The sequence below is a fragment of the Achromobacter sp. PD1 genome (genome assembly GCF_048541815.1).
GTDB classification, from domain to species: Bacteria; Pseudomonadota; Gammaproteobacteria; order Burkholderiales; family Burkholderiaceae_B; genus Achromobacter; species Achromobacter bronchisepticus_A.
In genome coordinates, this window is the sequence record NZ_CP183349.1 from 4,254,599 (window position 1) to 4,268,719 (window position 14,121).

Annotated in this window: 9 protein-coding genes and 3 rRNA genes; 6 read left to right on the top strand and 6 right to left on the bottom strand. The window is 60.3% G+C overall.

The genetic code is table 11. The features are described from left to right. Positions 1 to 104: 104 nt before the first annotated feature. Positions 105 to 1,505, top strand: a complete 1,401-nt coding sequence (locus ACM1PE_RS20150; RefSeq protein WP_419340772.1) for an MFS transporter — start codon at positions 105 to 107, stop codon at positions 1,503 to 1,505. Positions 1,506 to 1,551: 46 nt separating this feature from the next. On the opposite strand, the gene ACM1PE_RS20155 is transcribed toward ACM1PE_RS20150, so the two are convergent. After that, entirely contained in the window at positions 1,552 to 2,184 is a 633-nt protein-coding gene (locus ACM1PE_RS20155; RefSeq protein ID WP_059371739.1) for a hypothetical protein, read from the bottom strand. A 119-nt stretch (positions 2,185 to 2,303) separates the two neighbouring features. Here ACM1PE_RS20155 and ACM1PE_RS20160 point away from each other — a divergent pair, with 119 nt between their 5' ends. From ACM1PE_RS20160 to ACM1PE_RS20175, 4 genes are all read left to right on the top strand, one after another. Further along, positions 2,304 to 3,254: a 3-hydroxyacyl-CoA dehydrogenase NAD-binding domain-containing protein gene (locus ACM1PE_RS20160; RefSeq protein ID WP_419340773.1), complete on the top strand. Its 951-nt coding sequence runs from the start codon at positions 2,304 to 2,306 to the stop codon at positions 3,252 to 3,254. A gap of 95 nt (positions 3,255 to 3,349) precedes the next feature. Next, complete coding sequence (locus ACM1PE_RS20165; RefSeq protein ID WP_059371737.1) at positions 3,350 to 3,622, top strand: GNAT family N-acetyltransferase; 273 nt, start codon at positions 3,350 to 3,352, stop codon at positions 3,620 to 3,622. Positions 3,623 to 3,643: 21 nt separating this feature from the next. Beyond that, positions 3,644 to 4,048, top strand: a complete 405-nt coding sequence (locus tag ACM1PE_RS20170; RefSeq protein WP_419340774.1) for a YchJ family protein — start codon at positions 3,644 to 3,646, stop codon at positions 4,046 to 4,048. A gap of 58 nt (positions 4,049 to 4,106) precedes the next feature. After that, positions 4,107 to 4,847, top strand: a complete 741-nt coding sequence (locus ACM1PE_RS20175) for an aldolase (RefSeq protein ID WP_419340775.1) — start codon at positions 4,107 to 4,109, stop codon at positions 4,845 to 4,847. 155 nt (positions 4,848 to 5,002) lie between these two features. Here the strand turns inward: ACM1PE_RS20175 and rrf are convergent. From rrf to ACM1PE_RS20195, 4 genes are all read right to left on the bottom strand, one after another. Further along, positions 5,003 to 5,115: ribosomal RNA gene (gene rrf, locus ACM1PE_RS20180) — 5S ribosomal RNA — on the bottom strand. Positions 5,116 to 5,314: 199 nt separating this feature from the next. Further along, a 23S ribosomal RNA gene (locus ACM1PE_RS20185) occupies positions 5,315 to 8,197 on the bottom strand. 342 nt (positions 8,198 to 8,539) lie between these two features. Further along, positions 8,540 to 10,070 (bottom strand): 16S ribosomal RNA (locus ACM1PE_RS20190). Together the 16S, 23S and 5S rRNA genes form the textbook arrangement of a ribosomal RNA operon. 872 nt (positions 10,071 to 10,942) lie before the next feature. Continuing rightward, positions 10,943 to 11,248 carry a hypothetical protein gene (locus tag ACM1PE_RS20195; protein ID WP_419340776.1) on the bottom strand — a complete coding sequence of 102 codons (306 nt, stop codon included), beginning with the start codon at positions 11,246 to 11,248 and terminating at the stop codon, positions 10,943 to 10,945. 120 nt (positions 11,249 to 11,368) lie between these two features. Between ACM1PE_RS20195 and ACM1PE_RS20200 the strand changes: the two genes are divergently transcribed. Further along, positions 11,369 to 12,313, top strand: coding sequence for a LysR substrate-binding domain-containing protein (locus ACM1PE_RS20200; protein ID WP_059379513.1), 945 nt, complete (start codon positions 11,369 to 11,371; stop codon positions 12,311 to 12,313). A 130-nt stretch (positions 12,314 to 12,443) separates the two neighbouring features. Here the strand turns inward: ACM1PE_RS20200 and ACM1PE_RS20205 are convergent, their stop codons facing one another. Next, positions 12,444 to 13,961: an acetyl-CoA hydrolase/transferase family protein gene (locus ACM1PE_RS20205; protein ID WP_419340777.1), complete on the bottom strand. Its 1,518-nt coding sequence runs from the start codon at positions 13,959 to 13,961 to the stop codon at positions 12,444 to 12,446. Between the last annotated feature and the right edge of the window lie 160 nt (positions 13,962 to 14,121).

Here is a 14,121-nt window from a genome sequence, read left to right on the forward strand (position 1 = left end):
CCATCTATGCATTTTTGCATCACTGTAAAGCAATTATTCGGCTTTTTTGCATCAAAGCGCAGGTCTAAGCTTCAGTCCTCGACAGCCCTGCCATACCACCAGCCATGAGTTCCGCCTGCCCCAACCTCTCCGCGCCCTCGCTGGCCGCCAGACCCGCCGCGGCCGGCCTGCTGCCGCTTGTCACGCTGGCCATCGGATTCGTCATGGCCATGCTGGACGTCACCGTCGTCAACGTCGCCTTGCCCAGCATCGCGGTGCAGTTCACCGTCCCCCTGACGGACCTGGTCTGGATCGTGGATGGCTACACCCTCACTTTCGCGGCCCTGCTGCTGGTGGCCGGCGCGCTGGCCGACCGCTATGGCGCCAAGACGATCTATCTGGCCGGCTTGGGCGTCTTCACCCTGGCGTCCCTGCTCTGCGGCCTGGCGCCCAACGCCGACATGCTGATCCTGGCCCGCATGCTGCAAGGGCTGGGCGCTGCCCTGTTCATGCCCAGCTCCCTCAGCCTGCTGACCCATGCCTACGACGACGATCAGGTGCGCAACCGCATGCTGGCCGCCTGGTCCGCCATCGTGGCGGTGGCGGGCGCCGCCGGCCCGCTCCTGGGCGGCGTGCTGATCCACCAATTCGGCTGGCGCGGGATCTTCCTCATCAACATCCCGTTGGGGCTGGGCGGCTTGTGGCTGGCGCGCCGCCGCATCCAGGCGGCCCCACGCCGCCCGCGCGCACTCAATCCGCTGAGCCACCTGCTGGGCGTGATCGCCTTGTCCTCGCTGTGCTTCGTGCTGATCCAGGGCAATGCCTATGGCTGGTCCTCCAACCCCATCCTGGTCACGATTGCCCTGTGCGCGGCCGCTGCCCTGTTGCTGGTGCGGCGCGAGCGCCGCCATGCCGACCCCATCATCCCGCGCGTCCTGTTCGCAACCCCGCAATTCGCGGCCGCCAACGGCGTCGGCTTTCTGATCAATCTGGCAGCCTACGGCCAGCTGTTCTTGCTCAGCCTGTTTCTGCAGCATGCGCGCGGCGCGGATGCCCTGGAGACCGGCCTGCAGCTGGTACCCATGCTGGCCGTATTTTCCTTGGGAAATCTGCTGTCCAGCCGGGTGTCGGCGCGCTGGAACGTGTCGACAGCGCTGCTGGGCGGGGTGTCGCTGGCCGCGGCCATGAGCGCCGCGGGGATCGTCATGTTCTCGCCAGACATGGCCTACTGGCCGTTCGCCATCATCGTCGCAGTGGCCAATCTGGGCGTGGGCGTCGCCGTCCCCGCCATGACCAGCGTGGTCATGCAGGTATCGGGCAAGGGCCACGCCAACAGCGCCGCCGCCGCCCTGAATGCCAACCGCCAATCGGGCGCGCTGGTAGGCGTCGCGCTGATGGGTACCATTCTGCATCTGCTGCCGCAGTGGAGCGCCAGCCTGCCCGCCGCCTACGTCGTCATCACCTCAGGCTATCTGCTCGCTGCCGTGCTGGCATGGCGCTATCTGCAACGCGCGCGCAACGCCTGAACGCGGGCGAGGCGGCGGCCGTCACAGGCCATGAAGGCCGCAGCGCTCAAGCGTGCGCGGCCGGGAGTATCGCCACGCCGCGCCCCGCGAAGAATTCGTCGAAGACGGCCAGCGGCAATTCGACATCGGCCTGCGTGCCCGGCTCGCCCGAAGGATTGTGGAAGGTCACCGAGTCCGCCGTTGCACGCGTCACCAGCACCAGGTGCCCGCCCTTCCTGGGCGGTTGCCGCTCGGGCCAGCGTATCCAGGGATGCACGGACGCCATGAAGTAGGCGGCCTGCGCCATCAAGCCAGGCAGTTCTTCCGCGCGCAGATCGACATGCACCCGCGCCGCCAGGCCGAATGCCTCGTCCACGTAGCGCACGAACGGCGCGTAGATCATGCCCTTGATCTGTTCGCCTTCCACGGTATAGGCGCCGTAAGGCAGGCTGCCCCGCGCCAGCTCCAGCGTCGGATAATGCCGCCCGTCGCGCGCAGCCAGCACCATCTTCAGGCAGGCCATGCCGCAGACATGGCTGGCCCAGCGCGCGTACTCATCCACGTCGCGCGCGCCCGAGCCCCGCCAGGCCGGATCATCGGCCAGGGCCAGCTTGCCCTGGATGATTTCGCTGGCCAGATGCGCCGACTCCCATTGGCAAAAATACGGCACGGCGGATCGGGAGGCTGGCGTCGCGTTCATGCTGAACTCCTGGATTCTGCAGGTCGAAGAGAGCCGCTATCTTGCCCGCGCGCCCTGTGCGTGGCAACCAGTCGGCGTTTGCTTCACAATGCTCCTATCCGTGCTCACAGGAGACCCGCATGTCCAGCCCTGCCACGTCCAACCCGCCCGCCATCCGCCGCGTCGCCATTGTCGGCGCAGGCACCATAGGCGCCAGTTGGGCTGCGCTGTTCCTCGCTCGCGGCCTTGAGGTCGTGGTCAGCGATCCCGCCACCGACGCCGAAGCGCTGACGCGCGCCCGCGTGCAAGCGGCATGGCCCGTGCTGGCGGAACTCGGACACGTGCTGCCCGGCGCCTCTGCCGAGGCGCTGCGCTTCGAACCGGACCTGGAGGCTGCGCTGGCCGGCGCAGACTTCGTGCAGGAAAACGCGCCCGAGCGCGAAGACTTCAAGACCACGCTCTTTGCGCGCATGGACGCCGTGCTGCCGCCGCAGGTCATCGTCGCATCCAGCTCGTCCGGCCTCATCATGAGCCGCCTGCAATCGCAGTGCCGCCATGCCTCGCGCTTCGTCATCGGGCATCCGTTCAATCCGCCGCACCTGATTCCGCTGGTCGAAGTGGTAGGCGGCGAACAGACCTCGGCCGACACCATCGATCGTTGCATCGCCTTCTACCGCGGCCTGGGCAAGTACCCCATCCGCTTGAACAAGGAAGTCCCCGGCCACATCGCCAACCGGCTGCAGGCGGCCCTGTGGCGCGAAGCGATACACCTGGCGGCCGAGAACGTCGCCAGCGTGGCCGACATCGACGCCGCCGTGTCGCAAGGCCCGGGCCTGCGCTGGGCGTTGTTCGGCCCGCACATGACCTTCAATCTGGGCGGCGGGGCGGGCGGGCTGGCAAACTTCATGGATCACTTGCTGGGCCCAGTCCAAACCTGGTGGGACGATCTTGGCGCACCTGAAGTCACCCCAGACCTGCAGCAGCGCCTGATCGCAGGCGTCAACGCCGAAGCCGGCGAGCGCAGCATCGCCGACTTGGTGCAGACGCGCGATGCGCAATTGACCGCGCTGCTGAAAGTGCTGCAACGCTGAACCCGGGCTGCAGCCCGGTTCAGGCCAAACGGCCGGCATCCTCCGCAACCGGCAGGCAACGCCGCCTGCCCACTTCCATAGCAGGACTCCTCCGAATGATCTCCGTCACACACGACAGTTCGCTTTCCCGCTACACCGCCACCGTCGATGGCGTTCTATGCGTGCTCGACTACCAGTTGCAAGACAACACCATGGCGATCACGCACACCGGCGTGCCTAGCCAGGTAGGCGGCCGCGGCATCGCCGCGGCGTTGACCCAGTACGCGCTGGACGATGCGCGCGCCCGGGGTTGGAAGGTGCGGCCCTTGTGCTCGTACGCCGACGCGTATATCCGCCGGCACCCTGAATACAACGATCTGCTGGCCTGAGCGTCCTGGGCTTTTCGCATCGTGACCAAACCCTCCAAGCGCCCGGCCTCGGCCTGTCCTTGCGGCAATCCCAAGCCCTACTCCGAATGCTGCGGCCGCTGGCATGAAGGCCCGCAAGCCCTGCAGGCGTCCAGCGCCGAGGCGCTGATGCGCTCGCGCTACAGCGCCTTCGTGCTGGACAAGCTGCCCTATCTGTTGGCGACCTGGCACCCCAGCACCCGCCCCAGCGCGCTCGAACCCAATCCGCCCGACCTGAAGTGGCTGGGTCTGGCGATCAAGCAAACAGCTAGCCAGGACTCTGAACACGCCACCGTGGAATTCGTCGCCCGCAGCCGCCAGGCCGGCCGCGCCCACCGTCTGCACGAACTCAGCCGCTTCGTCCGCGAAGGCGGCCAGTGGTTCTACGTGGACGGCGACCTGTACTGACCAGGTCCGGCACTTTCGGACCTGGCCCTTCCCAACCCACACACAAGAAAAGGCAGACATGAACCAGGATTCTCGCCACGCCGAAGCGCTCTTTCACGCAGACTCTGTCGCGGCACTGCGCGCCGATCTTGCGCTCGCATTGCGAGCCGCCGCAGCGCATGGTCTGGGCGAAGGCGTCTGCAATCACTTCAGCGTGGCCTTGCCGGGCGACTCGGAGCATTTCCTCCTCAATCCTCGCGGGCTGATGTGGCATGAAGTGCAAGCGGACGACATCGTGCTGATCGATGCCCAAGGCAACAAGCTCGCGGGCCGCCATGCAGTCGAACCCACGGCCATGTTCATCCATGCCGCCATTCACCGCATCGCCGGCAAGGCCTGTGTGCTGCACACGCACATGCCCTACGCCACGGCCCTGACACTCACCTCGGATCGCGCGCTCGACACCACGCTGTCGCAGAACGCCATGCGCTTTCACGGCCGCCTGGCGATCGACGAACGCTACAACGGCCTGGCGCTGGACGTCAGCGAAGGCGAACGCATCGCCCATGCAATGCAGGGCGCGGACGTGGTCTTCCTCGGCAACCACGGCGTCGTGGTCTGCGGGGAACGGCTGGACTATGCCTATGACGACCTGTTCTTCCTGGAACGCGCCTGTACCGCCCAGGTGCTTGCGCAATCGACGGGACGCCCGCTAGTGCCAGTCGATCCTGATCTGGCTGCCAAGGTTGCCGCTCAGGTCCAGAGCGAACGCCTGCAATCCGAGTTGTTCTTCGCCGCCTTGCGCCGTCAATTGCCTTAACCGCTGTCTTTGACGGGAAAAACAAAAGCCCTCGCAGGAGCATCCTGCGAGGGCTTTTTCATTGGAGGCTGCGGACCGCATGAGTCTAATCATCGACGCGGCGCCACAAAGACAAAACCCCACAGGGGTTACCTGTGGGGTTTTGCGGAATAAAAGCTTGACGATGACCTACTTTCACAGACGTCCGTCCACTATCATCGGCGCAAAGTCGTTTCACTGTCCTGTTCGGGATGGGAAGGAGTGGGACCAACTCGCTATGGTCGTCAAGCGTAACTGGTTGAGCGGTTGCGGTTGAGGCAACTGCTCCAATCTTGGAAGAAACACAACGCGTGGCGATCAGAGTCAGACTCGATGATCACGCACGATGGGGTGTAATTGGTGTTGGCTGGCTGCCGACGGTGCAGCCAGATTTTGTATTGAACGACACTTGGAACGCTACATCACCAGGTCATAACCATCAGTGTTATAGGATCAAGCCTCACGGGCAATTAGTATCGGTTAGCTTAACGCATTACTGCGCTTCCACACCCGACCTATCAACGTCCTGGTCTCGAACGACCCTTCAGGGGGATCAAGTCCCCGGGATACCTTATCTTCAGACGAGTTTCCCGCTTAGATGCCTTCAGCGGTTATCTCTTCCGTACTTAGCTACCCGGCAATGCCATTGGCATGACAACCGGTACACCAGAGGTACGTCCACTCCGGTCCTCTCGTACTAGGAGCAGGCTCCGTCAAGTATCCAACGCCCACGGCAGATAGGGACCAAACTGTCTCACGACGTTTTAAACCCAGCTCACGTACCTCTTTAAATGGCGAACAGCCATACCCTTGGGACCGGCTACAGCCCCAGGATGAGATGAGCCGACATCGAGGTGCCAAACACCGCCGTCGATATGAACTCTTGGGCGGTATCAGCCTGTTATCCCCAGAGTACCTTTTATCCGTTGAGCGATGGCCCTTCCATTCAGAACCACCGGATCACTATGTCCTGCTTTCGCACCTGTTCGACTTGTCAGTCTCACAGTCAAGCACGCTTATGCCATTGCACTATCAGCACGATTTCCGACCGTACCTAGCGTACCTTCGAACTCCTCCGTTACACTTTGGGAGGAGACCGCCCCAGTCAAACTGCCCACCATGCACTGTCCCCGATCCGGATAACGGACCAAGGTTAGAACCGCAAACAAACCAGGGTGGTATTTCAAGGATGGCTCCACGTAATCTAGCGACTACGCTTCAAAGCCTCCCACCTATCCTACACAGGCCGGTTCACAGATCAATGCAAAGCTACAGTAAAGGTTCATGGGGTCTTTCCGTCTAGCCGCGGGTAGATTGCATCATCACAAACACTTCAACTTCGCTGAGTCTCAGGAGGAGACAGTGTGGCCATCGTTACGCCATTCGTGCAGGTCGGAACTTACCCGACAAGGAATTTCGCTACCTTAGGACCGTTATAGTTACGGCCGCCGTTTACCGGGGCTTCGATCAAGAGCTTGCACCCCATCACTTAACCTTCCGGCACCGGGCAGGCGTCACACCCTATACGTCGACTTTCGTCTTTGCAGAGTGCTGTGTTTTTAATAAACAGTCGCAGCCACCGATTCTCTGCGACCCCATCATGCTAAGCGCGCAGGCGCTTCACACTACCGGGGTATACCTTCTCCCGAAGTTACGGTATCAATTTGCCGAGTTCCTTCTCCTGAGTTCTCTCAAGCGCCTTGGAATATTCATCCCGTCCACCTGTGTCGGTTTGCGGTACGGTCTCGTACAGCTGAAGCTTAGAGGCTTTTCTTGGAACCACTTCCAATCACTTCGCAAGCAATGCTCGCTCGTGCCACACCCTTGATTTACGCGCCCGGATTTGCCTAAGCGCCATCTTCGATGCAGCAACAGGGACATCCAACACCCTGATGATCTTCCGCGATCCGTCCCCCCATCGCACTGTACGACGGTGCTGGAATATTAACCAGCTTCCCATCAGCTACGCATCTCTGCCTCGCCTTAGGGGCCGACTCACCCTGCGCCGATGAACGTTGCGCAGGAAACCTTGGACTTACGGCGAGGGGGCTTTTCACCCCCTTTATCGCTACTCATGTCAGCATTCGCACTTCTGATACCTCCAGCAGCCTTTACAAGCCACCTTCGCAGGCTTACAGAACGCTCTCCTACCGCGTGCACAAAGTGCACACCCGCAGCTTCGGTTTATCGCTTAGCCCCGTTACATCTTCCGCGCAGGACGACTCGATCAGTGAGCTATTACGCTTTCTTTAAAGGATGGCTGCTTCTAAGCCAACCTCCTGACTGTCTATGCCTTCCCACTTCGTTTCCCACTTAGCGATAATTTGGGACCTTAGCTGGCGGTCTGGGTTGTTTCCCTCTTGAGTCCGGACGTTAGCACCCGGTGCTCTGTCTCCCAAGCTGTACTTGCGGGTATTCGGAGTTTGCCATAGTTTGGTAAGTCGCCATGACCCCCTAGCTATAACAGTGCTCTACCCCCCGCAGTAATACTTGAGGCACTACCTAAATAGTTTTCGGAGAGAACCAGCTATTTCCAGATTTGTTTAGCCTTTCACCCCTATCCACAGCTCATCCCCTAATTTTTCAACATTAGTGGGTTCGGTCCTCCAGCACGTGTTACCGTGCCTTCAACCTGGCCATGGATAGATCATCTGGTTTCGGGTCTACACCCAGCGACTGAATCGCCCTATTCGGACTCGCTTTCGCTACGGCTTCCCTATTCGGTTAACCTTGCCACTGAATGTAAGTCGCTGACCCATTATACAAAAGGTACGCAGTCACCCCACAAGGAGGCTCCTACTGTTTGTATGCATACGGTTTCAGGATCTATTTCACTCCCCTTCCGGGGTTCTTTTCGCCTTTCCCTCACGGTACTGGTTCACTATCGGTCGATCACGAGTATTTAGCCTTGGAGGATGGTCCCCCCATCTTCAAACAGGATTTCACGTGTCCCGCCCTACTTTTCTTACGCTTAGTTCCACACACAAGATTTCGCCTACAGGGCTATCACCTGCTACGGCCGGACTTTCCATTCCGTTCGACTATCTTGCATGCTAAAACGTAAAGGCTCTTCCGATTTCGCTCGCCACTACTTTCGGAATCTCGGTTGATTTCTTTTCCTCGAGCTACTGAGATGTTTCAGTTCACCCGGTTCGCCTCCACTGGCCTATGTATTCAGCCAGGGATACCGCATTGCTGCGGTGGGTTTCCCCATTCGGACATCTACGGATCAAAGCTTGTTTGCCAGCTCCCCGTAGCTTTTCGCAGGCTACTACGTCCTTCATCGCCTGTGATCGCCAAGGCATCCACCATATGCACTTAGTCGCTTGATCCTATAACGCTGTAGGCTATAGGACCTGAGTATTAGCGTTTGTGCCGTTCATAAGTTTCAAAGCAGTCTGAGGTTTTCACCCCAGTCTTGAGAACTTGGAACAAAATTAATGCAATCACAACCCGTACTTATCTTCATCGACTTGCGCCGAGTACTTGATAAGTACATTTTCGTTGTGCTTCTTCCAGATTGTTAAAGAACGAATATAGCTGTTGAGTAAAACCCAACTCATAACACTGCGAGCAGCGCTATGAGTTAGCCTCTACACGGCATCAAAAACATTGACACCAGCTACATCAAACAACCGATAAGTGTGGACGCTTAACACGAGCACTAAGCTCTGAAAGGAGGTGATCCAGCCGCACCTTCCGATACGGCTACCTTGTTACGACTTCACCCCAGTCATGAATCCTACCGTGGTAATCGCCCCCCTTACGGTTAGGCTAACTACTTCTGGTAAAACCCACTCCCATGGTGTGACGGGCGGTGTGTACAAGACCCGGGAACGTATTCACCGCGACATGCTGATCCGCGATTACTAGCGATTCCGACTTCACGCAGTCGAGTTGCAGACTGCGATCCGGACTACGATCGGGTTTCTGGGATTGGCTCCCCCTCGCGGGTTGGCGACCCTCTGTCCCGACCATTGTATGACGTGTGAAGCCCTACCCATAAGGGCCATGAGGACTTGACGTCATCCCCACCTTCCTCCGGTTTGTCACCGGCAGTCTCATTAGAGTGCCCTTTCGTAGCAACTAATGACAAGGGTTGCGCTCGTTGCGGGACTTAACCCAACATCTCACGACACGAGCTGACGACAGCCATGCAGCACCTGTGTTCCGGTTCTCTTGCGAGCACTTCCAAATCTCTTCGGAATTCCAGACATGTCAAGGGTAGGTAAGGTTTTTCGCGTTGCATCGAATTAATCCACATCATCCACCGCTTGTGCGGGTCCCCGTCAATTCCTTTGAGTTTTAATCTTGCGACCGTACTCCCCAGGCGGTCAACTTCACGCGTTAGCTGCGCTACCAAGGCCCGAAGGCCCCAACAGCTAGTTGACATCGTTTAGGGCGTGGACTACCAGGGTATCTAATCCTGTTTGCTCCCCACGCTTTCGTGCATGAGCGTCAGTGTTATCCCAGGAGGCTGCCTTCGCCATCGGTGTTCCTCCGCATATCTACGCATTTCACTGCTACACGCGGAATTCCACCTCCCTCTGACACACTCTAGCCCGGTAGTTAAAAATGCAGTTCCAAAGTTAAGCTCTGGGATTTCACATCTTTCTTTCCGAACCGCCTGCGCACGCTTTACGCCCAGTAATTCCGATTAACGCTTGCACCCTACGTATTACCGCGGCTGCTGGCACGTAGTTAGCCGGTGCTTATTCTGCAGGTACCGTCAGTTTCACGGGGTATTAACCCATGACGTTTCTTTCCTGCCAAAAGTGCTTTACAACCCGAAGGCCTTCATCGCACACGCGGGATGGCTGGATCAGGGTTTCCCCCATTGTCCAAAATTCCCCACTGCTGCCTCCCGTAGGAGTCTGGGCCGTGTCTCAGTCCCAGTGTGGCTGGTCGTCCTCTCAAACCAGCTACGGATCGTCGCCTTGGTGAGCCGTTACCCCACCAACTAGCTAATCCGATATCGGCCGCTCCAATAGTGCAAGGTCTTGCGATCCCCTGCTTTCCCCCGTAGGGCGTATGCGGTATTAGCTACGCTTTCGCGTAGTTATCCCCCGCTACTGGGCACGTTCCGATACATTACTCACCCGTTCGCCACTCGCCACCAGACCGAAGTCCGTGCTGCCGTTCGACTTGCATGTGTAAGGCATCCCGCTAGCGTTCAATCTGAGCCAGGATCAAACTCTTCAGTTTAATCTCTGTATTTGTTTCGTATTTCTTAACCCCCGAAAGGGTCGAGCCATACGTCGCTACTCAAAGGAAGTGAGGTATGTTCTTAAACTTGACGTCTAAGGTACTTCACTTCTAGTGAGCACTTGATTTCATTGTGCTTGTGACCGAAGTCACGCTGCACTCGCATCAAGCGCCCACACTTATCGGTTGTTTAATTGTTAAAGAGCGGTACTGCTAAATTCTGTACTACTTACTGCCTGCTCGCTTCGCTACGCCGCTTTCGCTGGCGCCGCGTTGTTTGCAGCAGAGAAACGAGATTATGAAGAAGTTTTTTTCGCTTGTCAAGTCAGCGTCACATACTGCGTTTCGCTTTCTTGCTTGCGACCTCTTCAGGTCCGCCTCTCTTAGCAGCTATCGAAATATCAGGGTTAACCCTAAGTTTTCGGCAACTGCCAAGCCCAAGACTATAACACGATTTTTGCAGATTGTGCAACTGGCTTTTGCCTAACTTGCTGCAATCCTTGCAATAACCGCGCGGCGTTCATTTCTGACTGCTTTGCGGCAGGCCCTGGCTCGAATCTTCTTGCCCGACCTGTTGTGCTTGCTTGGCTTCGCGCTTCAGAACTGTCCGAACTGCGAAGGAGCGAGACTATAGCACAAGTTTTCCGTCTGTCATGCCGTGCGGCCAAATATTTGTTCCAGATGCATCCACCATCTGCGACGCCTCGCCAGCCGCGCACCCTAGCGTCCTCCGCCTCGCTATATATAGAGAGCTAGAGACAGGCCATCTTCCTGGCAAGCGCGCGGCCCCGCTCCTGCCTGATATAGGAGACGGGGCCGCGAAGGGGAATCGGCAAGGACGCCGGGCCGCTTACCAGAGGCCAAAGCCCCACCTACCAGCGCAGGTAGTCCATGTCGCGCAAGCGCGCCAGGTCGCGCTTGACCGCGACCTCGTTCATCAGCCATCCGGGCGCGCCCAGATCCTGCAGCATGTGCTCATCCAGATCGGCAGCCAGTTGGCGCAGGCGCGCTTCATTGCGGCGCTTGCGATAGGCGGCCGCAAGCATCGCGATGAATCCCGCGCGCGGCGCCGCCAGCTCGGCGGGCTGCGCCGCGACCGGCTGTGCGGGGGACTGTTGGCGATCCCTGGCAATGGCGGCCAGGGCGGAAGAAGACGGGGTGCAAAGCTGTGCAGACATGATGGGCTCCAGGTATTTATGCACTTTGGTAAGCGTAGTCGCCCAATACCTCGCTGAAAATCGAATTGTTTTGGGGGTATCGGTAAGCTATGATGACCAATCTCTCCCTAGGTCCCCATCATGCGCCTGCCGCTCAGTACCCTCCCCGCCTTCCGTGCCGTGGCCGAGCTGCAAAATCTGCGCGCGGCCGCCGAACGGCTGCATCTGACCCACAGCGCCGTCAGCCAGCAGATCAAGGTGCTGGAAACCCAACTGGGCTTTCCCCTGTTCGAGCGCAGCGGCCGGGGCATCGTTCTGAATTCGGCCGGCGCCGCGCTCTTGTGCAGTGTGCAGGGCGCCATGGCGCTGCTGGATGAAGGGACGATGGCGGCGTCGGCCGCAGCCTCTGGCAGCGAGCAGCGCTTGCGCGTGTCGGTACTGCCCTCTTTCGCGCAACGCTGGCTGTTGCCGCGCATGGCGCGCTGGCGCGAGCGCAATCCGGGTCTGACACTGGAAATCGAAACGTCGCAGCAGGTGGTGGATCTGTTGCGCGACGGTTTTCACGCCGCGCTGCGTTTTGGGCGCGGCCCCTGGGCGGGCGTGGAATCGGAACCTTTGTTCAACACGCCGCTGCCCCTGATCGCCCTGGCGTCGCCCGAAACCGCGGCGGCGCTTCCAGACTACTCGCCCCAGACGCTGGCGCGCCAACCGTTGCTGGGCGAGCGCGAGCTCTGGCAATCGTGGTTCAGCGCCGCCGGGTTGGACACGCCCGTCACGCCGGTGGCTTCCTTCAACGATGCCGGCATGATGATGCAGGCCGCCGAGCAAGGGCTGGGCATCACGCTGGGACGCCAACTGCTGGCCGCGGACGCGCTGTGCTCAGGCCGGCTGGTGCAGATTTCTCCGATCAGCATCGAGTACGAACAGGCGCAGACCTATCACCTGGTCTACCGGCCCAGCCTGCGCGACTGGGCGCCGCTGGTGGAACTGAAGCAGTGGCTGCGCGACGAGCTGGAGATGTCGCGCGAAAACCTGACCATCCCCAAGTCCGGCCCCGGCAAGAAAACCCAGGCAAAAAAAAGGTAAGACAGCCTCCGCTGCCTTACCTCTACCAAATCGCGACGCCAGCGAAAACCACGATCCGCAAGCCGGGATGCGCTACGCACGCGGACCCGGCAGGCGTCGCGGCGGCGGCAGGCTCGCGTCGCGGCGGACCTCAGGCTACCTTGCGCGCAGCCGGGCTGGCCGGCCGCATCGTGTCGGTTTCATTGAAGCGCTGGTGCCAGGAGAACGCTTCCTCCAGCAGATGCGGCGTCTGGCCGCCGCGTTCGCAGGCACGGTCGAAATAATCCTGCAGGGCGTCGCGGTAGGACGGATGCACGCAGCTCTGGATCACCGCGCGCGCGCGTTCGCGCGGCGCCAGGCCGCGCAGGTCCGCCAGGCCGCATTCCGTGACCAGCACATCGACATCGTGCTCGGTGTGGTCGACATGGGACACCATGGGCACCACGCTGGAGATGTCGCCGTTCTTGGCCATGGACTTGGACACGAAGATCGCCAGGTGCGCGTTGCGCGCGAAGTCGCCCGAACCGCCGATGCCATTCATCATGTGCGTGCCGCCCACGTGGGTGGAATTGACGTTGCCGTAGATGTCGAACTCCAACGCCGTGTTGATGGCGATGATGCCCAGACGGCGCACGATCTCGGGCGCGTTGCTGATCTCTTGCGGGCGCAGCACGATGCGCTCGCGGTAGTGCTCCATGTTGGCCAGGATCTTTTCGTACACGGGCTTGGACACCGTGATCGAAGAGGCCGACGCGAACGCGAGCTTGCCCTGGTCCAGCAGTTCGATGGCGCTGTCCTGCAGCACTTCCGAATACATCGTCAGGTTCTCGAAGCTGGACGACTCGAAGCCGTGCAGCACCGCGTTGGCAATGGTGCCGATGCCGGCCTGCAAGGGCAGCAGCTCGTTGGTCAGGCGGCCGGCGTCGACCTCGCGGCGCAGGAAGTCATTGATGTGGCCGGCGATGGCATTGGTTTCCTCGTCGGGCGGCAAGGCGTTGGACGGACTGTCCGGCTCTTGCGTGATGACGATGGCGGCGATCTTGGCCGGATCCACTTCGATGCAGGACTGGCCGATACGCTGGTCGGGGGAAACCAGGCCGATGGGCTGGCGCGCCGGACGGGCTTCGGGCACGTAGATATCGTGCAGGCCCTCGATGGCGGCGGGCACGCCCATGTTCAATTCAATGATGATGACGTCCGCCTGCTGCGCAAAAGAGGCGGAGTTGCCTACCGACATGGTCGGCACGATGGCGCCGGTCTCGGTGATGGCGGCGGCCTCGATGATGGCGACGTTGATGGGGCCGATGTGGCCCGCGCGCAGCTGTTCGACCGTTTCCGACAGGTGCTGGTCGATGAAGGCGATTTCACCTTGGTTGATCTTGCGGCGCAGGGTCGTGTCGACCTGGAACGGCATGCGGCGCGCCAGCGCGTTGGCCTGCGCCAGCATCTTGTCCGTGTCATGGCCCAGTGATGCGCCGGTGATCAGGGTGATGGAGAGCGGCTCGCGCTCGGCGCGGGCCGCCAACGCCGCCGGCACCGACTTACAGTCGCCTGCGCGGGTGAAGCCGCTCATTCCGACGGTCATGCCGTCCTGAACCAGCAAAGCCGCCTGATCGGCGGAAGTGATCTTGGCGCGCAGCCCAGGGTGGCGGATACGGTCGAGATGCATGGTGTCTCCAGATTCAAGGGCCTACGTGCGGCGGGGCGCGGCGTTGCCGCTGTGCGCCCAGGCGCCGTCTGACGCGGCGTTTCCCGAGGTTCCCGGGCCGACTCGAAGCGGTCCGGGAACGAATTTTCGGCAGTATAGGAAGGCCGGCTCAAATCTCGTA

Bases quoted from the DNA above. Each gene is read 5' to 3' on its own strand.
- ACM1PE_RS20175 (WP_419340775.1), top strand. From the start codon at position 4,107: ATGAACCAGGATTCTCGCCACGCCGAAGCGCTCTTTCACGCAGACTCT.
- ACM1PE_RS20165 (WP_059371737.1), top strand. From the start codon at position 3,350: ATGATCTCCGTCACACACGACAGTTCGCTTTCCCGCTACACCGCCACC.
- ACM1PE_RS20205 (WP_419340777.1), bottom strand. From the start codon at position 13,961: ATGCATCTCGACCGTATCCGCCACCCTGGGCTGCGCGCCAAGATCACT.
- ACM1PE_RS20195 (WP_419340776.1), bottom strand. From the start codon at position 11,248: ATGTCTGCACAGCTTTGCACCCCGTCTTCTTCCGCCCTGGCCGCCATT.
- ACM1PE_RS20200 (WP_059379513.1), top strand. From the start codon at position 11,369: ATGCGCCTGCCGCTCAGTACCCTCCCCGCCTTCCGTGCCGTGGCCGAG.
- ACM1PE_RS20155 (WP_059371739.1), bottom strand. From the start codon at position 2,184: ATGAACGCGACGCCAGCCTCCCGATCCGCCGTGCCGTATTTTTGCCAA.
- ACM1PE_RS20160 (WP_419340773.1), top strand. From the start codon at position 2,304: ATGTCCAGCCCTGCCACGTCCAACCCGCCCGCCATCCGCCGCGTCGCC.
- ACM1PE_RS20150 (WP_419340772.1), top strand. From the start codon at position 105: ATGAGTTCCGCCTGCCCCAACCTCTCCGCGCCCTCGCTGGCCGCCAGA.